We start from the raw sequence: 20,707 nt of genomic DNA on the forward strand, positions 1-20,707 counted from the left end.
TGGCTGGGAGGTTACTCCACGGCGTCCTGCCGGTAGATCGTCAGCCCGCGCAGCGAACGCGTCGGCACCGGGAAGAACAGGCTGGCCAGATAGCCCACGACGATGCACAGCATGATGGACATGCCGAGATACAGGTAGGGGTGCAGCAGCTTGAAATACCAGGCCACCGTCGTCAGCACGATGGCCGCCGCGACGCCGATGGCTACGCCGGGCGAGTTGGCGCGGCGCGTGAACATGCCCAGCGTGTAGGCGCCCGCGAAGCCACCACCGAGCAGGCCGGCCAGCTCGATGGAAACGTCGAACAGCGAGTGGATGTCGTAGCGCGACAGGGCCAGCGCGAAGGCGATGCCCAACAGGCCCGCGGCCACCGTCATCCACTCCGCGAAGCGCACGCTGCGGGCCGGGTCGGGGTTCTTCACGAGCTTCTCGTAGAAGTCCACCGAGGCCAGCGTCGACACGCTGTTGATGATGCTGGACAGCGTCGCCATCGCCGCGGCAAAGATGCCGGCAATGATGAGGCCGGTCAGGCCCGTGGGCAGCTCAGCGGCAATGAACAGGGGGAAGGTCGCGTCGATGCTGAGCAGCGGGTTCATGCGCTCGGGGTGGGCCTTGTAGAAGACGAACAGCGCCGTGCCGATGGTGTAGAAGACGATGCCGCCGGGGATCATGATGGCCGCGAAGGCCCAGATCGAGCGGCCGGCCTCCTTGGCGTTGGCGGTGGACAGCGTGCGCTGCATCAGCACCTGGTCCTTGGGGAAGGTCAGCACGACGTCGAACAGCACCAGGAAGAGGAAGCCCCAGACGGTGGCCTTGCTGAGGTCGAAGCTGAAGTCGAAGACGCGGGTCTTGTTCTCGGCCGCTGCCGTGCGCATGAACTCGGCCATGCCGCCGTCCAGCGACCAGACGATGAAGGCGATGGCGAACAGGGCGCCGCCCATCTTGACGACGAGCTGCACGACGTCGGTCCACACCACCGCCTTCATGCCGCCCAGCGCCGTGTAGCAGATGGTGAACAGGCCCATCATCAGGATGCTCCACGTCACCGGGACGCCGGTGATGGTGGCGATGGCCAGCGACGGCAGGTAGAGGATGACGCTCATGCGGCTGCCGAGCTGGGTCAGCATGAACAGGCCGCTGGCCAGCATGCGGATGGCGGGGTGGAAGCGCGTCTCCAGGTAGGAGAACACGCTCATCAGGTCCAGCCGGCGCAGCAGCGGCACGATCCACACCGCGACGAACATCAGGCCGAGCACGGCGATGAGGTTGTTCGTCATGTACTGCCAGTTGGTCTCGAAGGCCTTGGCGGGGATGGCGATGTAGCTGATCGAACTCGTGTTGGCCGCGTAGAGGCTGACGCCCGCGGCCCAGAACGGGATCTTGCGGCCACCGACGAAGAACTCGGTCGTCGACTGGCGTTTCTCGCGCAGATAGAAGTACAGGCCCATGCCGAGCATGGCGGCGAGGTAGACGACGATGACGGCCCAGTCCAGCGGCTTGAGCAGCAGCTTGCCGGACTCGACCTCCAGCGTCGCTGCCTTGCCGGTGCCGTCCAGCCACAGCCAGCCGTCTTGCCAGGGCAACGCCTGGGCCACGCCGCTCAAGGCGCTGTCCGGCAGCTCGGCCCAGGACTGGGTGATGGTCTGCCAGCTCATCAGCCGCGGCGCGCCGCCAGCCAGCGGCTGGATGACGAACAGACTGTGTGCCTGGCCGGTTGCGCGCACCCAGGGGCCAGCCAGGCGGCCGGGCAGCACCCCGCGCGCCTCCCAGCCGGCCTCAGGCGTCCAGCGCCACAGGCTGTCGGGCGCCGCGGGTGTGGCGCCCTCCTCCACGACGAAGACGGCGCGCGTCTGCGCGAACATGGCGTGCGCTGGGCTGGCGCCAGGCCGGGCGGCATGGATCTGCCAGCGCGCATCGGCGGCTTGCAGGGGCAGTTGCAGCAGCACCGGGCGACCCTTGCCGTCCAGGCCGGTCAGCCAGAGCTCGTCGGCCGTCAGCGCCGTGCGGGCTGCGCGCAGGGGAGTTGGCAGCGCCGGCAAGGCTTGCGGCACCAGGCGCTGCTGCTGCAGCGTCAGCCGGGCCACGCCGGTGGTCTGGCCTTCTGTGCCCAGCAGCAGCACGGACTGGCCTGCCGCCGTCGCCGCGCCCAGTACCGGTTGCGTCCAGGCCTGCGGCCGCCAGCGTGCCGCGTCCACGTCCAGCAGCCAGGCGGCATCACCGCTGAAGGCGACGGCGCGGCCATCGACGGCGGCCAGCACCTGGGCGGTCGCAGGCAAGGCTGGCAGCGCCGAGCGGCGCAGATTGACGAGGCTGTCGGCGCGCGCCGCGCCGGCCAGCAGGGCGAGCAGCAGCAACACGAAGAACGGCCGGCCCCAGGCCAGGAATCGGTCGGTCAAGGGGTCACTCCGCGGGAAGCTTGCAGCAGATGGCGCGCACGCTGGACAAAAGGAGCATCGATCATGCGGCCATCCAGCACGACGACGCCACGACCCTCGGCCGCGGCCTGGCCGGCCGCGGCGACGACGCGCTCGGCCCAGGCCAGCTCATCGGCGCTGGCACCGAAGACCTCGTTGGCCAGCGCGACCTGGCGCGGATGGACGCAGCTCTTGCCGGCAAAGCCCAGGCGCCGCGCCATCTGTGCCTCGGCGCGAAAGCCGTCGAGGTCGGCGATGTCCGGATAGGCGCCGTCATAGGCCGGCACGCCGGCAGCGGCCGCCGCCATGCGCAGCGCATGCAGCGTGGCATGCACATTGGCGCCATCGTGACGGGCGATGCCCAGGGGTTCGTAGAGGTCGGCCAGGCCGAGTTGCAGGCCGGTGACGCGGGGATGGGCGGCGCCGATGTCGCCGGCACGCGTCAGCGCGGCGGCGCTTTCGATGTTGACGAGCAGGCCGACCGGCGTGGCGCGGTTCGCGGCAGCCTCCAGGTCGCCGAGCAGCTTGGCGGCATGCAGCACGTCGGCGGCCGACCCGGCCTTGGGCAGGTTGATCCAGTCCAGGCCCGGCTGCATCAGCGCACGCAGGTCGTCCTCGAACCAGGGCGTGCCCGGCGCGTTGACGCGCACGATGACGAGAGGCCGTTGCCGCAGGGCCGCGGCGCGCGCCAGGGCCGCAGCGACGTCGGAGCGCGCACGCTGCTTGGCTTCAGGCAGCACGGCATCTTCCAGGTCGAAGGAGAGGGCATCGGCCGCGCCGGCCAAGGCCTTGTCGAACAGCTCCGGGCGCGCACCGGGCACGAAGAGCTTGCTGCGAAAGCCGCGCAGGGTAGCGGCGGGAGGCGGGCTGAACATGGCCGGCAGTGTGGGCTAACAGACCCCCAACCAAACCTGCTGTCCGGCATCTTCAAACGATAGTTTTGCTTGCGCCCGGCGGCGGCGCGGCGGCGGCGAGCTGGGTCGCCAGCCACTGCTCGAAATGCGACGGCGGCGCCTCGGCGGGCGCCAGCAGCCAATAGCTGTCGGGGCCCTGAACCACCGTGGCAAAGGGCGCGAGCAGCTCGCCGCGCTCACACAGATCGCCGAACAGCACGGGCGACAGCAGGGCCACGCCCAGGCCCTGTACGGCGGCCCGCGCCTCCAGCTCATAGTTCGGAAAGCGCGTTGCGACAAAGGTCGGCCGGGCGCCTGGCCTGCCTGCCGCCTGGAACCAGGCCGGCCAGCGCGGGTCGGGGATCAGTGGCAGGCCGAGCAGGTCGTCCACCGTCCAGCTCTTGTTCTGCCCTGCCAGCCGCGGGCTGAGCATGGGCGTGCCCTGCTCGGGCAGCAGCTGGGTCGCACGGTAACCGGGCCAGGGTCCGCTGCCGCTGCGGATGGCGACGTCAAAGCTGCCGGCCGGTGACAGGCCCTGGCCGGCGTCCAGCTCGATCGCGTCCGCTCCGGCCAGCGCCTGGTAGCTGGCCAGGCGCGGCACCAGCCAGCAGGCAGCGAAGGTGGGCGCGCAAGTCACGCGCAGCGGCGGCCGCGCGCGGCGGCAGGCGTCGACAGCCGTGCGCATCAGCGCCAGCGCCTGCTCGACACCGGCCGCCAGCGCCGCGGCGCGCGCCGTCACGATGAGCCTGGGGCCGTGGCGGCCGAAGAGCTTGACACCCAGCTGAACTTCGAGCGCGCGCATGCGCTGGCTGACCGCAGTCGGCGTGATCGCCAGCTCGTCGGCCGCGCGCGAGAAATTGCCGTGTCGCACGCAGGCCGCAAGCACGCGCAGCGACTCAAGCGGCAGCGCGGGCGAGTTCATGGCCATTTGAAGAGCGGCTTCACATCAAGCGCAGCAATCATCGTTTTGAGCGGCACGGGAGAGATTCCTAGACTGGGTTTCCAACCAGCAAGAGACCGCCACATGCCCACATCATCGACTCAAAACCTCGCCGCCTTTGCGATGCTCACCGCGCTGGCATGCACTCCCGCTGCCGCCGCCGAACCGCCCGGCTACACGCTGGCGCGCCAGGGCGACATGCACGACTTCGACTTCCTCGGCGGCGCCTGGACCACGGTGCAGCGCCGCCTGAAGGCGCGCAACACCGGCAGCCGCGATTGGGAGGAGTTCCCGGCCATTCTGTGCCTGACCCAATACCTGGACGGCATCGCCAACGTCGACGAACTCCACATGCCCACGCTGGGCCGCCGTGGCCTGACGCTGCGGGCCTTCGACACGCAAAAGCGCCAGTGGTCCATCTACTGGGTCAGCAGCCCGTCGGGTCGGCTCGATCCCATCCCCGTCGTCGGCGGCTTTCAGGGCGGCCGCGGTGAGTTCTATGGCGAAGACAAGGACGGCGACAAACCGGTCAAGGTGCGCTTCATCTGGGAGAGCCTGGACCGCGACCATGCCCGCTGGGCGCAGGCTTTCTCCTACGACGACAAGACCTGGGAGACCAACTGGACCGCCGAGTTCACGCGCGCAGATCCGGCCCGACTCTGCGACCAGGGACGGCCGCGGCGGTCCTGAATTTCCCGGAGGACAAAGCCTTTATCGAATGCGGGGGTAGCCGGGTGGTGCGACCCTGCTCAAGCCTACGCCGCAAAGGCCCACCGTTTGCCGGCACACTGGCGTCCGACATATCAGGATCCAGATGCATCGCTTCGGTTTCACCCATACCTACGCCCGCGAACTGCCCGGCGCCGCCGTGGCCTGGAAGCCAGCCGTGGTGCCAGAGCCGCGCCTGCTGTTCGCCAATGCTGAATTGGCCGAGGAGTTGGGCCTGCCGGCCGAAGTGTTGAGCGGCCCGGACGCTGCAGCACTCTTCGCCGGCAATCTGCTGCCAGACGATGCCGAGCCCATCGCGCAAGCCTATGCGGGTCATCAGTTCGGCGGGTTCTCACCGCAACTCGGCGACGGCCGCGCGCTGCTGCTCGGCGAGGTGGTCGACACGTCGGGCCGGCGCCGCGACATCGCCTTCAAAGGCTCGGGCCGCACACCATTTTCGCGCGGCGGCGACGGCAAGGCGGCCGTCGGCCCGATGCTGCGCGAGGTACTGATCGGCGAGGCCATGCATGCGTTGGGCATCCCCACCACGCGCGCCCTTGCCGTGGTGGCGACCGGCGAGCCGGTGTACCGCGAGACGCCGTTGCCCGGCGCGGTGCTGACCCGCGTGGCCGCCAGCCATCTGCGCGTCGGCACCTTCCAGTTCTTCGCGTCGCGTGGCGATCTGGACACCTTGCGCCGTCTGGCCGACTACACCATTGCCCGCCATGACCCCGCGCTCGCCGGAGCGCCCGACCGCCACCTCGGGCTGCTGCGCGCTGTCGCCGAGCGCCAGGCGAAGCTGGTGGCGAAATGGCTGAACGTGGGCTTCATCCACGGCGTGATGAATACCGACAACATGGCACTGTCCGGCGAGACCATCGACTACGGCCCTTGCGCCTTCATGGAGGCCTATGACCCGCAAGCCGTCTTCAGCAGCATTGACCACGCCGGCCGCTACGCCTATGGCAACCAGCCCGGCATTGCCCGCTGGAACTTGGCGCGCTTCGCGGAAACCTTGCTGCCGCTGATGGCGGACGCCGACGACGAGCCGGCCATCGAGGCCGCTGTGGCCGAAGCGACGGCCGTCATCGACGCCTTTCCCGCGGTGCTAGCCGGCGAACTGCTTGGGGGCCAGCGGCAAAAGCTGGGCTTGCTCGCAGCCACACCGGCGGACGACGAGGCCGATGCCGCGCTGGTGGACGACTGGCTGAAGTTGCTGCACATGCAAGCGGTCGACTTCACGCTCGCCTGGCGCCATCTGGCCTCGGCAGCCGAAGGCCGCCCCGAGCCGCTGCGCGACCTCTTCGCCGACCGCGCGGCGCTGGACGTGTGGCTGTCCCGCTGGCGCGAGCGTTGCGCCCGTGATGGCGCGGTCGACGGCACGGCGCGCGTCGCGCGCATGCGCCGCGCCAGCCCTGCGGTCATTCCGCGCAACCACCTCGTCGAAGAAGCTCTGGCCGCCGCGACCGAGGGCGATCTGCAGCCCTTCAATGCGCTGCTGGATGCGCTGCTCGATCCCTGGCAAGAGGCCGCGCTGCTGACGCGCTATGCGGTGCCGGCGCCCACCGAGGTGACTGCGCGATTCCGCACTTTTTGCGGCACGTGAACCGCGCCCGCCAGCGCGGCCGAGAGGGGCGTCCCGCTGCACCTGCGATGCCGACGAGACCAACGGTCAGTTCGACCGAATCCCCCATTTGGGGACGCCACAAGACCCGTCAAAAGCCAGCCAGAAACGACAAAGCCCGCACTTGGCGGGCTTTGCTAAGTCCTTCACAGGACTCTTAATTTCTTGGTTGCGGGGGCAGGATTTGAACCTACGACCTTTGGGTTATGAGCCCAACGAGCTACCAGACTGCTCCACCCCGCGACTGAAGCTAGCAGTATATACGAGATTCGGCCGTTGAGGCAAATCTCGTGGCGGTGCTTCCAGCGAACCGCAGCGGCACGTCACCCGCGATCGATGAAATGACCCGCAATCAGAAGGGCAGCTGGGCGCCGCGGGCCTGCAGCCGGGTGCGCAGGTGCGAGCGGGCGCGCGACACGCGGCTGCGCACGGTGCCGATGGGCACGGACAGCAGCGCGGCGGCGTCTTCGTAGCTCATGTCGTCCATGGCGACGAGCAGCAATACCTCGCGCATCTCGGGCATGAGGCCGTCTAGTTCGATCTGCAGCAAGGCCATCAACTGGTTCAGATGGCATTGCTGCTCCGGGTTGGCGTGCAGGCAGGCCGTGGCCTCCAACGCTGACTCGTCCTCAAAGCGGTAGAGCCGCGACGGCGCACGAGACAGGTGGTTGCGCACCAGGTTCATCGCAATGCCGTAGAGCCAGGTCGACAACTGCGACTCGCCGCGGAAGTGCTCGTAGGTGCGCGCCGCCTCGACAAACGCCTGCTGGGCCAGTTCCTCGGCTTCGGTGCTGTCACCGATATGGCGCAGCACGAAGCGGTAGAGGCGGTCACGGTGTTCGCCGAACAGCTCCGAGAAGATGACGTTGGGGTCGGCTGCTGCGGGGTGGCGAATCGGTTGACACTGGGGCTGCATGACGGGCTCCGAGCGGATGAAGCGGCCGAAGTGGCCGCCCTGTCTGATCAGACGCCGTCGCGGCAAAGCTTGCGACAAGGCAGACCCGCCCCACCCCACATTTATGGGCATGGGTTAACCCCCGAGGCCGTGAACTACATCACGAAGTCAATGCGAAAGCTGGTTGAGCAGCGTTCGCAGCCGCGCGGCGAGCGCCTCGGCATCGGCGGGTGGCGGCAGGCTGAAGTCGGGGGCCAGGGCCTGGTCCAAAGCTCGCCGGCGCTCGATGGCGAGACTGGCCGGATCCAGGCCCAGGCCGTCGGCGACGCGACGAAAGCGCCAGCCCAGCATGACGGCCGAGAACTCGATCTGCAAAAGATAGGACTGGGCCATCAGCAGGCCCAGGGCTGACTCCGCGCAAGCCACGGCCCGTTTGACGGTGCGCGCCGGCAGCAGGCGGCGTGATCGCTGGCTGAGGCGCCATTCGCGCTCAGCGATGGCGCTGGCCGCGTCGCCGAAATGCTCGCGCAGCGCGGCGACGAAGAGGCGGCCGATGTCAGCGCAAACCGCGCCCGCCGGCGTGGCGCCACTGCAGACTTCGAGCCGGCCTTCCACCGGGCTGGCCCAAAGCAGTTGCCCGGCAGCCGCAGCGCTCACGAACGCGCCCAACTGGGGGGCTTGAGGCGTCGCCAGCAGCTGGGCGACCTGGGCTTGGGTGGGGTTCAGAACACGGTCCGGAGGTCGACGAAGGGCGTCGGCAGCAGAAGCGGCCGGCATGCTATAGGTAACCGCGAGCGCGGCCGGGTTCCGCAACATCGGCTACTTGACGGCTTCCACGCTGAACACCGCGGCGCCGTACTCAGCTGCGCAATTCGGGTGGCCGCAATCCGGCTGGCCCAGCAGCCAGCTCGACGTGCCCGGCGCCGTGCCACCGGCCGGACCCTGGGCCGGCAATGTCAGGAAGCCGTAGCTCGGCTCCTTCTCGGTGGACCAGGGCGCGAAGCTGCGCGGCTCGGCGGCAACGAGGACGAAGAAGTGCTCCGGGCCCGGCGGGTCGCTGGCCTTGAGCGGCCAACTGGCACCGGGCAGGCGCAGCGTCTCGCCAGCACCGATGTGGTTGTTCTTGGCCTTGTCATTCGGGTAGAGCTGGACGAGGCTGCCGTCGGGGCCGGCAAGCAGCACATAGACATAGCCCTCGCGCGAGGCACTGACGCTGAAGCGCAGCTCGTCGCGGTCGATGCGCAGGCTGGCGCGCTCGGCCTGCGCCTGCACGTCGAAGCCGTCGCTGTGCCGCGCCACGAGGGACCGGAACTGGCTGGGCAGATCTCGCGCAACGGGTTCGGCCTGCGCAGGCGCGGGAGCCGGAGCGACTGCCGGGACCGACACCGGCGCCGCGGCAACCGGTTCGGCCGGCCCTGCAGGCCGCGTCGCGAACCAGGCCGCTGCACCGGCAGCCGCCAGGCCGGCCAAGCCCAGGCCAAGCCACAGCGGCCCGCGGCTCGCGGCCCGCTTGACGGCGGCTGGAGCCGGCGCCGCTGCAGCGGGCGCCTGGATCAGCGTCGCCATCTGGCCCGGCTTGGGCGCGTAGTGGCCTGCCAGGCCCAGGTCCTCACGGAACTCGGCCATGGACTGGGTGCGCTGGTCGGGCAACACCTGCAAGGCGCGGTCCACGGCCTTGACGAGGCGCTCGCTGTAGCGGCCCTTCGTGAGTTCACCCTGCCGGGCCAGCGGCACGTAGTCGTCCTTGACGATGCGGCCGACGCTGGGCGGCGGCGTGCGGCCGGTGATGGCGCAGTAGACGACGGCGGCCAGGGCGTAGACGTCGGTCCACGGCCCCTGCTTCATGCTGGGCACCTCGGCATACTGCTCGATGGGCGCATAGCCGGGCTTGAGGATGACGGTCAGCGCCTGCGTCATGTCGCCGATGACGCGGCGCGCGGCACCGAAGTCCAGCAACAGGGGGCGGCCGCTGCCGGCCACCAGGATGATGTTGTCGGGTGCGATGTCGCGGTGGTAGCAATGCTCGCCGTGCAGCACCAGCAGGGCCTCTGTCAGCGAGGCCAGCATGTCCATCAGCCAGGCTTCGCCGGGTGGCTCGGGCATTTCCTTCAGCGTCTCCTTCAGTGTCTTGCCTTCGATGAAGGGCATGACCATGAAGGCGGTGCCGTTGGCCTCCCAGAAACGGTAAACCTTGACGAGGGACGGATGGTCGAACTGCGCCAGCAGCTTCGCCTCGTTGATGAAGCTCTTCAGGCCGGCCTCGAAGGTGTCGCGGTGGCGTTCCGAGCGCACCCGCACCTGGGAGCTGTCGCCGCGCAGGGCCAGGGCGGCGGGCATGTATTCCTTGAGCGCCACCGTGCGCTCCAGCGCGTGGTCGCGGGCCAGGTAGACGATGCCGAAGCCGCCCTCGCCGAGCACGCGGATGACCTCGAACTCGCCCTGGCGGCTGCCGACGGGCAAGGCGTTGCCGCCGTCCAGCCGGTCGAGGCTCGCAGGTGGTGCCCCGGGCGTAGCCGGGCCGCTTGCCATCACGGCGGGCACGGCTTCGTCAGGAGCAGGCGCCGCGGCGACGGGGCCGGTGGCGGCACTGGGCCGGATGATGGTCGCGTCGTTGTCTTCCGGGTCGCTGGAGGAGTTCATCGTTCAGGCGGGACGTCCAACCTGCTGAGTGACGCCACACGCCATTCCGTTCCCCTTGCCGGCAGACAGAGCTGCCGCAGGGAACTAAGCGGCGGCCCCAGTTACTTACCGCCCGAACTCCTGCCTGCCCTGATCGGCAAGCTCACCCGGACCACCATGGACAGCAATCCCTTCGACCCGTCGCCCGACACCGCACCGTCGCTCAGCAGCGACCCCGCGCTGGCGCCGTGGCTGCAGCCCGTGTCCGAGGATGAGGTCTGCGGCCCCGACCTGGAATACGACAACGACTTCCTGGCACTGACCCAGGCGGCTGCGGGCAAACCCGAAACCCAGTTCGCGTCCGCCGAGCCGCCCGACTGGCGCACCGTGCGCAGCCTGGCCGACGACATCAACGCCCGCACCCGCGACCTGCGCGTGGCCAACCTGCTGCTGCGCGCCCGGCTGCGCCTGGAAGGCTTCGCGGTGCTGGCCCCGGGCCTGCGCCTGTTCGAAGAGCTGCTGACGCGCTGGTGGGACGAACTCCATCCCCGCCCCGAGGATGGCGACGCGTTTGCGCGGGTCAATGTCCTCAACGAGCTGGCCAGCCTGGACACCACGCTGGGCGACGTCCGTGCCAGCCTGGTGCTGAACGACCGCGGCATCGGCCAGATCAGCGTGCGCGACATCGAGATCGCCATGGGTGACCTGGCGGCGCGCGACGATGAATCGACACCCTCGCGCGGCCAGATCGAGAACATGCTGGCAGACGCCGTGGCCGGCTATCCGCTGCTCGCCACCCAGGCGCCCGCCGCCGTTGCGGCGCTGGATTCACTGGTGGCCTGCCTGTCCGTGCGCCTCAACTATGGCGACGTGCCCGACTTCTCGGCGCTGCGCGCGATGCTGGACGCCGTCATCGCCGTCTCGCCGCGCCCGGTCAGCATCGACGCTTCGGCGGACGACCTCGCCGGCATGCTCAACGACCTGGGCATCGCCCAGGGCCAGGACGGCGGTGGCGACTCGCCCGCGCCCGCCCGCCGCGGCCGCAGCGGCGGCGGTGGTGGCGGCCTGGGCGCGATCGAGAGCCGCGCCGATGCCGTGCGTGCCATTGACCTGGTCTGCGCCTACCTCGAGAAGAACGAGCCCACCAACCCCGCGGCCGACCTGCTGCGCCGTGCGCAACGTCTCATCGACCGCAACTTCCTGCAGCTGGTACGAGAGTTTGCCCCCGAGGCCGTCGGCGAGGTGGCCCGTATGCTGGGCGTGGACCCTGAAAGCCTGCAGTAGTCGCAAGGAACGCCGCGATGTCGTCTTCATCAAAGCCCCTCCTGCAGTCCGTCGTGGCGCACCGCCTTTTGAATCCCTGAATCCCATCCGCAAGGAGCAATGACATGAGCAAGAGCAGCCAGAAATTCATCGCCCGCAACCGGGCCCCGCGGGTGCAGATCGAGTATGACGTCGAGCTCTACGGCGCCGAGAAGAAGGTGCAGCTGCCCTTCGTGATGGGCGTGATGGCCGACCTGTCCGGCAAGCCCGAGGACCCGCTGCCGCCGGTGGCCGACCGCAAGTTCCTCGAGATCGATGTCGACAACTTCGACTCGCGCATGAAGTCCATGAAGCCGCGCGTCGCCTTCCAGGTCGAGAACACGCTGACCGGCGAGGGCAACCTGCCGGTGGACATCACCTTCGAGAGCATGGACGACTTCTCGCCCGCCGCCGTGGCGCGCAAGGTCGAAGGCCTGAACAAGCTGCTCGAGGCCCGCCAGCAACTGTCCAACCTGATCACCTACATGGACGGCAAGAGCGGCGCCGGCGACCTGATCGCCAAGGTGCTGGCCGACCCGACGCTGCTCAAGACGCTGACCGACGCGCCCAAGTCGGAATAAGCCGCAGTTCATCCCAAGACACTGAAACGACCGGAGTTTCAAACATGACCCAAGCGGAACAGTCAGCATCGGCCCTGGCGGGCGTGACCTTCGAAGGCAATGACTTCGCGGCACTGCTGAACAAGGAATTCAAGCCCAAGACCGAGGAGGCGCGCGGCGCCGTGGCGCAGGCCGTGCAGACGCTGGCCCAGCAGGCGCTGAGCAACACCACGCTGCTCAGCGACGACGCCGTCAAGACCATCGAGGCCATGATCGCGGCCATCGATAGCAAGCTCACCGAGCAGATCAACAAGATCATGCACCACGAGGACTTCCAGAAGCTGGAATCCGCCTGGCGCGGCCTGCACTACCTCGTCAACAACACCGAGACCGACGAGCAGCTCAAGATCCGCGTGATGAATGTCTCCAAGACCGACCTTGGCAAGACGCTCAAGCGCTTCAAGGGCACGGCCTGGGACCAGTCGCCGCTGTTCAAGCGCCTGTACGAAGAGGAATACGGCCAGTTCGGCGGCGAGCCCTATGGCTGCCTGGTGGGCGACTACCACTTCGACCACACGCCCCCCGACGTCGAGCTGCTCGGCGAACTGTCCAAGATCGCCGCCGCCGCCCACGCGCCGCTGGTGACCGGTGCCGCGCCGAGCGTCATGCAGATGGAAAGCTGGCAGGAACTCGCCAACCCGCGCGATCTGACCAAGATCTTCACGACGCCGGAGTACGCCGCCTGGCGGTCCCTGCGCGAGTCCGACGACGCCCGCTACCTGGCCCTGTGCATGCCGCGCTTCCTGTCGCGCGTGCCCTATGGCGCCAAGACCAGCCCCGTCGACGAGTTTGCCTTCGAGGAAGACACCGAGGGCGCCGACCACAGCAAGTACACCTGGTCCAACGCCGCCTATGCGATGGCGGTGAACATCAACAGTTCGTTCAAGCAGTACGGCTGGTGCTCGCGCATCCGCGGCATCGAATCCGGCGGCGCGGTGACCGGCCTGCCCACGCACACCTTCCCGACCGACGACGGCGGCGTGGACATGAAGTGCCCGACCGAGATCGCCATCTCCGACCGCCGCGAGGCCGAGCTGAGCAAGAACGGCTTCCTGTCGATGGTGCACCGCAAGAACAGTGACTTCGCGGCCTTCATCAGCGGCCAGTCGCTGCAAAAGCCCGCCGAGTACGACGACGCCGACGCGACCGCCAACGCCGCACTCGCGGCCCGCCTGCCCTATCTGTTCGCCTGCAATCGCTTCGCCCACTACCTGAAGTGCATCGTGCGCGACAAGGTCGGCTCCTTCAAGTCGCGCGACGCGATGGAAGACTGGCTCAACAGCTGGATCCTGAACTACGTCGACGGTGACCCGATGAACTCGTCGGAAGAGACCAAGGCCAGCCGCCCGCTCGCGGCCGCCCAGGTCGAGGTCTCGGAAGTGGAAGGCGCACCGGGCTACTACCAGTCCAAGTTCTACCTGAAGCCGCACTACCAGCTCGAAGGCCTGACCGTGTCGCTGCGGCTGGTGTCCAAGCTGCCGTCCGAGAAGTCCGCCTAAGACAGTTGGGAGAACTCGCCGGCGCGGGAGCAGGACGGGTCATCTCTCACCACCACCACAACACCCGCGCTTTGAACCCCTAAGGAGATATCAACATGGCAGTCAATGCATTCCTCACCTTCTTCGACAAGGCCGATGGCGAGTCCATCCAGAAGGGCAAGGAAAAGTGGATCGAGATCCAGGGCTGGGACTGGGAAGTCGAAGCCGAGACCAGCTGGACCAAGGGCGGCGGCGCTTCCGTCGGCAAGCCCAACCCCGGCAAGATGAACTGGGAGCACTACTTCGACACCTCGTCGACCGTGATCCTGGGCTATATCTGCACCGGCAAGGCCTTCCCCAAGGTCGAGCTGCAGATGATGAAGACCACGGGCAGTGCCACGCCCGAGACCTACTTCACGATGACGATGGAAGGTTGCTTCATCACCAAGGTCAACCAGAGCGGCACCGAGGAAGGCAACGTCACGCAGAAGGTCGAAATGGTCTTCAAGACCGTCAAGATCGAATACAAGCCGCAGGACAACAAGACCGGCAAGCTGGGCGCGCCCAAGACGTACAACTGGGACATTCCGGCTGGTACGGCTTCGCCGTCGGCATAACGCGCTTGGTGGACGTCTTGTTCGTGTTCGCATTCCGGGCCGAACGCCGGGCCGCCCCAAGCCGGCCCGCGCAGGCGATGTGCCTGCGGGTCGAGCCCGCAGGCATCGCCGTCCCCTCGGGGGACCGGCCGGCGTACTCGGCGGACGAGGGGTCCACATGAGTCGTTCGAACATCTTCATGCAACTCATCACCGGCGCCGGGCCGGTGGTGGGCGAGGGCCTGCTCGAAGGTTGGGAAGGCTCGATCGAGCTGCTGGAGTTCGGCTGGGGCATGCAGGCCCTCAAGGACCCCAAGAGCAAAGCCAGCGGCCTGGCCGCAGCGGCTGCCTCCGCTGCAGCCTCGATGGCAGGGCTGGGTACGCCCGTCAGCATCAAGATGCAGCCGCTGACCTTCAAGAAGCGGTTTGACGTCGGCTCCTCGCAGATGCATTTCTGCCTGGACAACCACCTGCCCGTGCTCAGCGCGTCCATCACGGTGCTGCACATCAAGCAGCAAGGCCGGGCCATCCATCAACCTGGCTTCACCGTCGTCTGTACCCAGGGCTACTTTGCCGACTGCACCCTGGAGGTGTCAGACGATGGCCTGTCCAAGGAGGTGAGGGAAAGCTGGACCCTCAACTTCAAGAACATCAAGATGATGTATCTGAAGACCCTCGGCAAGGACAACCTGCCCACGGCCCCCTTCTTCCACCCATTGGCCCTCTGATGTCCAACAACGGCGCCGACATCTTCCTGGTTCTGCTGCGCCCCACCCGCGTGCCGGTCGTGGGCGAAGCAGCGTCCGAAGGCTTCCAGGGGCAGATCCTGGTGGAGACGCTCAACTGGAAGCTGCACAACGAGGACGAGCGCAAGAACGCCAGCAAGGCGGCAGCGGCCTTCACCCTCGCGAGCGGCAGAGCAGACAAGCAAGGCAGCAACGAGTTGCGTGCGATGCATGCGGCCAGCGACGATTACCAGAAGCGGGACAAGAGGCTGCAGGAGTCTTTCGCGAAAGCCCAGCGTGGCGGCAATTTTTCCGAGGCAGACTGGAAAGCCCACCAGGACCAGCGCGATGCCCTCGGCGCGGCCTTCAACAAGAAGCTCGAAAGCATCGCCAGGGATCCGAACGCCTTCGCGCCTGCCGACCCGCAAAAAGCCGAAAAGGCGGCCACGCTGCAAGGCGAACGGGAGAAGCAGTACGCGGACCTCGAACGCAACCGCAATTTCGAGTTCACGTTCACCAAGCGGGTCGACATCGCCAGCACCCAGATGCTGAACTCGATGAAGGCGGGCAACATCTTCCCCTCGGGCACGCTCACCATCCACAGGCGCTCGGCGACGTTTCTGGACGGCACTTCGCTGATCTTCACCATCCAGAAGATCCGCCTGCTGGAATACGAGCTGGACGTGGTCGTGAACGAGACCATGACGGAGATGATGGAGAAGTGGACCTGCGAGTTCGGCTCGCTCGCCTACATCTACAAGAACCCGCCGTCGCACTACTCGCACAGCAACACCGGCCAGGCCGTCGCCAAGACGGCGTCGCAGAACACGACGCGCGCCTTCACGATGAAGAACATCGGCTCACCCATCTAGCTTCCCATGGCCCTGACCAACTACCGGGACGTCAGCACCTCGATGAGCGACGTGTCGGCCGGCTTCCAGTTCGAGTTCTTCTGCGAGAAATGTGGCGAGAGCTCGCGCTCGGCCTTCAGGCCCTATCGCAAGGGCCAGATCACGGGCTGGCTGAGCCGTTTCGCCTTCATGTTCTACGACCTGAACAAGGCCAGCCGGGCCACCGGCGCGTTTGCCGAAGCCGGTGGCGGCAGCGCCAAGGCCGAGGCCCTGGCCGAAGCCATGGCCGCCGCGGCACCGCTGTACGAGAAATGCACCGGCTGCCGCAAATGGGTAGGCCGCGAATGCTGGAACAGCAGCAGCAACAGCTGCCGCGACTGCGCCGCCCGTTCCGCGCTGGATGCGGGTTCGGCCAGCCAGGGCGCCGCCAGCGGGGGTGGCTCGGCCTGCCCCAACTGCCAGACGCCCAGCCAGGGCGGGCGCTTCTGCCATGAATGCGGCTTCGACATGGCCAGCACGCACAAGAGCTGCCCGGCCTGCGGCATCACCCTCTCGCGGCAAGCCCGCTTCTGCACGGACTGCGGCCATGGCTTCTGATCTCTCTCCCCAACAAGCCGCCGAAGAGCTACTCCGCGCCGGCGACCCGCGCGCCGCACTCGCCAAGCTGACCGAGGCCGTGCGCGCCAAGCCGGCCGATCCCAAGCTGCGCACCTTCATGTCCCAGCTGCTCAGCGTGCTCGGCCAGTGGGAACGCGCCCACACCCAGCTCAATGTCGTCGCCGACATGGACAAGCTGGCCATCCCGATGCGCGAGACCGTCGGCCACGCCATCCGCTGCGAGCTGCTGCGCGCCCAGGTGTTTTCCGGCAAGCGCACGCCGGTTGTCTTCGGCCAGCCCGAGGCCTGGGTGGCCCAGTTGATCGAATCTCTCAAGCAGCAGGCCGAGGGCAACCACCAGCTTGCGGCCGACCTCGCCACCAAGGCCTTCGAGGCCGCGCCAACGAGTGCGGGCAGCATCGACGGCCAGCGCTTCGAGTGGCTGGCCGACGCCGATTCGCGCCTGGGCCCGGTGCTCGAGGTCTGCCTCAACGGCCACTACACCTGGGTGCCCTTCCAGCACCTGGCCAAGATTCATTTCGACGCGCCCGAGGACCTGCGCGACTGCGTCTGGATGCCGGCGCAGCTGAGCTTCACCAACGGCGGCAACAGCGTCGCCCTGGTGCCCACGCGCTACCCGGGCTCCGAGAAGAGCGAGGATGGCCTCATCAACCTGGCGCGCAAGACCGAATGGCAAGCACTGCCAGGCGAGGACCGCTATGCCGGCCTGGGCCAGCGCGTGCTGACCAGCGACATCGGCGACCACGACCTGATGGCCGTCAGAGAAATTCTCTTCGACGCCAGCGAGGCCACGCAGACCGAAGGCAACTGATGGCCAGCTTCGGTGCCCAGGACCGCCTCCAACCCTCGCTGCTGGACCGGCTCACCGACAACGATGCCAGCTCCAAGGTCGAGGCCCTCGAGGCCCGCGTACTGAGCCGCAAGCAGCTGCGTGAGGCCGTGCTGCGCGACCTCTCCTGGCTGTTCAACGCGGTGTGTGAAGAGCCGGACATCGGCAACCGCAACGACCCCGAACGCACGGCGCTATGGAAGAGCCTGCCGCATGCCCGCGACTCGGTGCTGAATTTCGGCATCCTGCCCCTGACCGGGCAGACCATGACCATCCACCAGTTCCCCCTCATCGAGGCCCAGGTGCGCCAGGCCATCATCCGCTTCGAGCCGCGACTGGACCCGGACACGGTGGAGGTGCGCATCGCCAACGACATGAGCACCGGCCTGCGCCCCACCAGCCTGCGCCTGACCATCAAGGGCCAGATGTGGAACCAGCCAGTGCCGCTGGAGTTGCTGCTCAGCGCTGACGTAGACGTGGATACTGGTCAAGCCGCCGTGCGTGATATGCGCGGCTGAAACAATGAACATGGCCACAGAGACACAGAGGCACAGAGAAACTGAAGGAAGAGTCTCGTATTCCTCCGTGCCTCTGTGCCTCTGTGGCTGTGTTTCCCGGCTGCGTCGGAACCCCTGATGGACCCCCGCCTCCTTCGCTACTACAACCAGGAACTGCGCTATCTCCGCGAGATGGGCGGCGAGTTCGCGCGCGAGTTCCCCAAGATCGCTGGCCGCCTGGGCATGGAAGGCCTGGAAGTCGCCGACCCCTATGTCGAGCGCCTGCTCGAAGGCACGGCCTTCCTCGCAGCCCGCGTGCAGCTCAAGCAGGACGCCGAATTCCCCCAGCTTGCCCAGGCGCTGCTGGACATGGTCTGCCCCAACCTCGGCGCGCCGATCCCGTCCATGCTGGTGGCCCAGCTCGAGCCGGCTCAGGACCCCAACCTGATTGCCGGCTTCACGCTGCCGCGCGGCAGCGCGCTGATGGGCGCGCGCACGCCGCTGGGGCCAACGCGCTGCGAGTTCCGCACCGCCCAGCCGGTCACGCTGACGCCCATCCGGGTCAGCCAGGTCGAGTACTTCCTCAGCGCCACCGACATCAATTTCAGCGGCCTGCCGCTGCGCGAGCGACCCAAGAGCGGCGTGCGTGTGCGCATGGAGCTGCCCAGCGGCATGAGCTTCTCGCGGCTGCCGCTGGACAGCCTGCGCTTCTTCATGGGCGGGCTGCAGGACGTGGCGCTGAAGCTGCACGAGCTCGCCACCTGCCGCTGCGTGGGCGTGCTGGCCGGGCCTGGTGGCAAGGAGGCTGCGGCCAAGCGCCAGTTCATCCCGGCCAGCCGCGTGCACCACGTCGGCCTGGCCGATGACGAGGCCATGCTGCCGGTGACGCTGCGCGGCCTGTCCGGCACGCGGCTGATGCAGGAGTACTTCGCCTTCCCGCAGCGCTTCCTGTTCATCGACGTGGCCGGCCTCAAGCCCAGCTTCGCCGCCTGCACGGGCAACAGCTTCGAGCTGGTGCTGCTGTTCGACCGCTACGAAGCCAGCCTGGAGGGTGGCGGCGAACCGGCCAACTTCAGCCTGAATTGCGTGCCGGCCATCAACCTCTTCGAGCGCCGCGCCGAGCGCATCACGGTCGACGACAGCGCCACCGCCTTCCAGGTCATCCCCGACCGGCTGGCCGGCGCCGACTTCGAGGTGTTCGACGTCGCCTCGGTCACCGGCTTCTCCAGCGACACCGACGAGCTGCAGTTCCTGCCGCTGTTCGACGTGCCCCACGCCGACCCGGCCGGCGCCTCCGGCTATTTCAGCCTGCTGCGCGAGCCGCGTCTGGCCAGCGACCGCGCCAAGCGCGAGGGGCCGCGCTCGGCCTATGTCGGCAGCGAGGTCTTTTTGTCCCTGGTCGACCTGCAGCGCGCGCCCTACCGGGCCGACCTGCGCCAGCTTGCCGCCAAGATCCGCTGCACCAACCGCGACCTGCCGCTCTTCATGCCCGCCGGCCGCGATCATGGTGGCCTGACGCTGGAGACCCGTGCGCCCGTCGACCATGTCGCCGTCGTGGCCGGCCCGTCGCGGCCCGGCAGCGCGGCGCGCGAAGGCGCACTGGCCTGGCGGCTGCTGTCCCTGCTATCGCTGAACTACCTGTCCCTTGTCGACGAGGACCCCGAACGCGGTGCGCTGGCCCTGCGCGAACTGCTCGGCCTGTTCGGCCAAAGCTCCGGCGCCGGCCTGCTGCGGCAGATCGAAGGCGTGCGCTCCGTCACCACGCTGCCCATCGTGCGCCGCCATCCGGCGCCAGGCCCCATCGCCTTCGGCCGCGGGTTGGAGGTGCAGCTGACGGTGGACGAACTCTCCTTCGAAGGTGGCAGCGCGACGCTGCTGGGCGCCGTGCTGCACCACTACTTCAGCCGCCACGTGTCGATGAACAGCTTTGTCCAGACGCTGCTGGTCTCGCGCACCCGCGGCGAGTTGAAGCGCTGGCAACCGCTGCCGGGCGCCAGGGCAGTGTTGTGAGCGCAAAGCCTGAGCCATCGATCTTCGACGCGCTGGCCGCGCGCCCGGGCCGCTTCGACCTCTTCCAGGCGCTGCGCCGCATCGAGGCCGCCCACACCGACAAACCGCGCCTGGGCGACGCGCTGCGCCCGGGCGACGAGCCGGTCCGCTTCGCCAGCGAACCGGCGCTGAACTTCGCGCCGACGGCCATCACCAAGCTGGCACCCAACGACCACGGCCCGCCACGCCTGGTGCAGCGGGTGCTGAGCCTGTTCGGCCCCAATGGTGCCCTGCCCACGCACCTGACCGAATACGCCCGCGAGCGGGCCATGCACCACGGCGACCGCACCTTCGCGGCCTTTGCCGACATGCTGCTGCATCGCTTCGGCCTGCTCTTCTACCGGGCCTGGGCGCGCGCCAACCCGGTGGTGGGCATGGATCGCAGCCGCGACGCGCCCATCGTGCGCCATGTGGGCGCCCTCGTCGGCCTGGCCGAGCCGTCGCTGCGCGAGCGCGACGCCCTGGGCGACTTCCCCAAGCTCTATTTCGCCGGCCGCCTGGCTCGCTCGGCGCGCGACGCCGATGGCCTGCAGAGCTGGATCGCGCTGCGCTTTCGCGTGCCGGCCCTGGTGCAGCAGTTCAGCGGCCACTGGATGCCGCTGGGGCTCGAGGAGCGCACCCGTCTCGTCAAGCACGACGGCGTGGCCCTGGGTCGCGGTGCCGTGCTGGGCCGCCAGGTCTGGGATGTGCAGCACAAGTTCCGCATCGAGATCGGCCCCCTGGGCTGGGAGGCATTCCAGGCCTTCCTGCCGTCGGGCCCGCATCTGCCGGCCCTGCAGGCCATGGTGAGGCAATACGTCGGCCAGGAGTTCGCTTGGGATGTGCGCCTGCGCCTCAAACCCGCCGAGGTGCCGGCCTGGTCGCTGGGCAAAAAACCCGGCGTCGGCATGCTGGGGCGCAGCGCCTGGCTCAACAGCCAGCGCCCGCGCAAGCGGGCCGACCAGCTGCTGATGAACGTCGAGAGCATCTGCCGGGGGGCGCTGAAACCCTCGCTTGCCCCCAAGCATCAGATGTAGCGCGCTCAGAGCGGAACCGAACGGCGCCCTTGGTCAC

The 20,707-nt window shown here is 68.1% G+C and carries 19 protein-coding genes and 1 tRNA gene; 13 read left to right on the forward strand and 7 right to left on the reverse strand.

What is annotated here, in order from left to right:
• Positions 1-11: 11 nt before the first annotated feature.
• The 3 genes from ASC91_RS06530 to ASC91_RS06540 are packed head-to-tail and all read right to left on the reverse strand — an operon-like array spanning position 12 to position 4,226.
• A complete protein-coding gene (locus ASC91_RS06530) occupies positions 12-2,393 on the reverse strand; it encodes a sodium:solute symporter (RefSeq protein WP_056194063.1) in 2,382 nt (793 codons plus the stop codon).
• Entirely contained in the window at positions 2,390-3,286 is an 897-nt protein-coding gene (locus ASC91_RS06535) for a CoA ester lyase (protein WP_056194066.1), read from the reverse strand. The genes ASC91_RS06530 and ASC91_RS06535 overlap by 4 nt, the downstream gene beginning before the upstream one ends.
• A gap of 52 nt (positions 3,287-3,338) precedes the next feature.
• Entirely contained in the window at positions 3,339-4,226 is an 888-nt protein-coding gene (locus ASC91_RS06540; protein ID WP_162247745.1) for a LysR substrate-binding domain-containing protein, read from the reverse strand.
• Positions 4,227-4,328: 102 nt separating this feature from the next.
• Between ASC91_RS06540 and ASC91_RS06545 the strand changes: the two genes are divergently transcribed.
• Complete coding sequence (locus ASC91_RS06545) at positions 4,329-4,934, forward strand: hypothetical protein (protein ID WP_200955237.1); 606 nt, start codon at positions 4,329-4,331, stop codon at positions 4,932-4,934.
• Between the two features lie 124 nt (positions 4,935-5,058).
• Positions 5,059-6,558: a YdiU family protein gene (locus ASC91_RS06550; protein ID WP_056194072.1), complete on the forward strand. Its 1,500-nt coding sequence runs from the start codon at positions 5,059-5,061 to the stop codon at positions 6,556-6,558.
• Between the two features lie 184 nt (positions 6,559-6,742).
• On the opposite strand, the gene ASC91_RS06555 is transcribed toward ASC91_RS06550, so the two are convergent.
• The 4 genes from ASC91_RS06555 to ASC91_RS06570 all read right to left on the reverse strand — a co-directional run bounded on the left by ASC91_RS06555 (position 6,743) and on the right by ASC91_RS06570 (position 10,111).
• Positions 6,743-6,819 (reverse strand) — tRNA-Met (locus ASC91_RS06555).
• Between the two features lie 109 nt (positions 6,820-6,928).
• The gene (locus ASC91_RS06560; protein WP_056194288.1) at positions 6,929-7,492 is read right to left on the reverse strand and encodes an RNA polymerase sigma factor; all 564 of its coding nucleotides are present in this window, start codon (positions 7,490-7,492) and stop codon (positions 6,929-6,931) included.
• Positions 7,493-7,639: 147 nt separating this feature from the next.
• On the reverse strand, positions 7,640-8,128 hold the full coding sequence (locus ASC91_RS06565) for a hypothetical protein (protein WP_157281230.1): 489 nt from the start codon (positions 8,126-8,128) through the stop codon (positions 7,640-7,642).
• A 162-nt stretch (positions 8,129-8,290) separates the two neighbouring features.
• The gene (locus ASC91_RS06570) at positions 8,291-10,111 is read right to left on the reverse strand and encodes a serine/threonine-protein kinase (RefSeq protein WP_056194078.1); all 1,821 of its coding nucleotides are present in this window, start codon (positions 10,109-10,111) and stop codon (positions 8,291-8,293) included.
• A 156-nt stretch (positions 10,112-10,267) separates the two neighbouring features.
• Here ASC91_RS06570 and tssA point away from each other — a divergent pair, with 156 nt between their 5' ends.
• From tssA to tssG, 11 genes are all read left to right on the forward strand, one after another.
• Positions 10,268-11,374: a type VI secretion system protein TssA gene (tssA, locus tag ASC91_RS06575; RefSeq protein WP_056194081.1), complete on the forward strand. Its 1,107-nt coding sequence runs from the start codon at positions 10,268-10,270 to the stop codon at positions 11,372-11,374.
• A 104-nt stretch (positions 11,375-11,478) separates the two neighbouring features.
• Positions 11,479-11,973, forward strand: a complete 495-nt coding sequence (tssB, locus tag ASC91_RS06580) for a type VI secretion system contractile sheath small subunit (RefSeq protein WP_056194084.1) — start codon at positions 11,479-11,481, stop codon at positions 11,971-11,973.
• A gap of 44 nt (positions 11,974-12,017) precedes the next feature.
• Positions 12,018-13,511, forward strand: a complete 1,494-nt coding sequence (gene tssC / locus ASC91_RS06585) for a type VI secretion system contractile sheath large subunit (protein ID WP_056194087.1) — start codon at positions 12,018-12,020, stop codon at positions 13,509-13,511.
• 95 nt (positions 13,512-13,606) lie between these two features.
• Complete coding sequence (locus ASC91_RS06590; RefSeq protein ID WP_056194090.1) at positions 13,607-14,107, forward strand: type VI secretion system tube protein Hcp; 501 nt, start codon at positions 13,607-13,609, stop codon at positions 14,105-14,107.
• Between the two features lie 157 nt (positions 14,108-14,264).
• Positions 14,265-14,813 (forward strand): type VI secretion system tube protein Hcp, encoded by a 549-nt coding sequence (locus ASC91_RS06595; RefSeq protein ID WP_056194093.1) that lies wholly within the window; start codon positions 14,265-14,267, stop codon positions 14,811-14,813.
• Positions 14,813-15,682 carry a hypothetical protein gene (locus tag ASC91_RS06600; protein WP_056194097.1) on the forward strand — a complete coding sequence of 290 codons (870 nt, stop codon included), beginning with the start codon at positions 14,813-14,815 and terminating at the stop codon, positions 15,680-15,682. The genes ASC91_RS06595 and ASC91_RS06600 overlap by 1 nt, the downstream gene beginning before the upstream one ends.
• 6 nt (positions 15,683-15,688) lie before the next feature.
• Positions 15,689-16,258: a zinc ribbon domain-containing protein gene (locus ASC91_RS06605; protein WP_056194100.1), complete on the forward strand. Its 570-nt coding sequence runs from the start codon at positions 15,689-15,691 to the stop codon at positions 16,256-16,258.
• Positions 16,248-17,090 (forward strand): type VI secretion system accessory protein TagJ, encoded by an 843-nt coding sequence (locus ASC91_RS06610; RefSeq protein ID WP_056194103.1) that lies wholly within the window; start codon positions 16,248-16,250, stop codon positions 17,088-17,090. The genes ASC91_RS06605 and ASC91_RS06610 overlap by 11 nt, the downstream gene beginning before the upstream one ends.
• Positions 17,090-17,626, forward strand: coding sequence for a type VI secretion system baseplate subunit TssE (tssE, locus tag ASC91_RS06615; RefSeq protein ID WP_056194104.1), 537 nt, complete (start codon positions 17,090-17,092; stop codon positions 17,624-17,626). The genes ASC91_RS06610 and tssE overlap by 1 nt, the downstream gene beginning before the upstream one ends.
• Positions 17,627-17,743: 117 nt before the next feature.
• Complete coding sequence (gene tssF, locus ASC91_RS06620; protein ID WP_056194107.1) at positions 17,744-19,615, forward strand: type VI secretion system baseplate subunit TssF; 1,872 nt, start codon at positions 17,744-17,746, stop codon at positions 19,613-19,615.
• Positions 19,612-20,670, forward strand: coding sequence for a type VI secretion system baseplate subunit TssG (gene tssG / locus ASC91_RS06625; RefSeq protein ID WP_082532482.1), 1,059 nt, complete (start codon positions 19,612-19,614; stop codon positions 20,668-20,670). The genes tssF and tssG overlap by 4 nt, the downstream gene beginning before the upstream one ends.
• The last annotated feature ends 37 nt before the right edge of the window (positions 20,671-20,707 follow it).

The sequence above is a fragment of the Pelomonas sp. Root1237 genome (genome assembly GCF_001425055.1).
GTDB lineage: Bacteria > Pseudomonadota > Gammaproteobacteria > Burkholderiales > Burkholderiaceae_C > Pelomonas.

Coding starts and splice junctions, on each gene's coding strand:
- ASC91_RS06560 (WP_056194288.1), bottom strand. CDS start 7,492: ATGCAGCCCCAGTGTCAACCGATTCGCCACCCCGCAGCAGCCGACCCC.
- ASC91_RS06550 (WP_056194072.1), top strand. CDS start 5,059: ATGCATCGCTTCGGTTTCACCCATACCTACGCCCGCGAACTGCCCGGC.
- ASC91_RS06570 (WP_056194078.1), bottom strand. CDS start 10,111: ATGAACTCCTCCAGCGACCCGGAAGACAACGACGCGACCATCATCCGG.
- ASC91_RS06545 (WP_200955237.1), top strand. CDS start 4,329: ATGCCCACATCATCGACTCAAAACCTCGCCGCCTTTGCGATGCTCACC.
- ASC91_RS06590 (WP_056194090.1), top strand. CDS start 13,607: ATGGCAGTCAATGCATTCCTCACCTTCTTCGACAAGGCCGATGGCGAG.
- tssF (WP_056194107.1), top strand. CDS start 17,744: ATGGACCCCCGCCTCCTTCGCTACTACAACCAGGAACTGCGCTATCTC.
- ASC91_RS06540 (WP_162247745.1), bottom strand. CDS start 4,226: ATGAACTCGCCCGCGCTGCCGCTTGAGTCGCTGCGCGTGCTTGCGGCC.
- ASC91_RS06605 (WP_056194100.1), top strand. CDS start 15,689: ATGGCCCTGACCAACTACCGGGACGTCAGCACCTCGATGAGCGACGTG.
- ASC91_RS06595 (WP_056194093.1), top strand. CDS start 14,265: ATGAGTCGTTCGAACATCTTCATGCAACTCATCACCGGCGCCGGGCCG.
- tssA (WP_056194081.1), top strand. CDS start 10,268: ATGGACAGCAATCCCTTCGACCCGTCGCCCGACACCGCACCGTCGCTC.
- tssE (WP_056194104.1), top strand. CDS start 17,090: ATGGCCAGCTTCGGTGCCCAGGACCGCCTCCAACCCTCGCTGCTGGAC.
- ASC91_RS06610 (WP_056194103.1), top strand. CDS start 16,248: ATGGCTTCTGATCTCTCTCCCCAACAAGCCGCCGAAGAGCTACTCCGC.
- ASC91_RS06600 (WP_056194097.1), top strand. CDS start 14,813: ATGTCCAACAACGGCGCCGACATCTTCCTGGTTCTGCTGCGCCCCACC.
- ASC91_RS06535 (WP_056194066.1), bottom strand. CDS start 3,286: ATGTTCAGCCCGCCTCCCGCCGCTACCCTGCGCGGCTTTCGCAGCAAG.
- tssB (WP_056194084.1), top strand. CDS start 11,479: ATGAGCAAGAGCAGCCAGAAATTCATCGCCCGCAACCGGGCCCCGCGG.
- tssC (WP_056194087.1), top strand. CDS start 12,018: ATGACCCAAGCGGAACAGTCAGCATCGGCCCTGGCGGGCGTGACCTTC.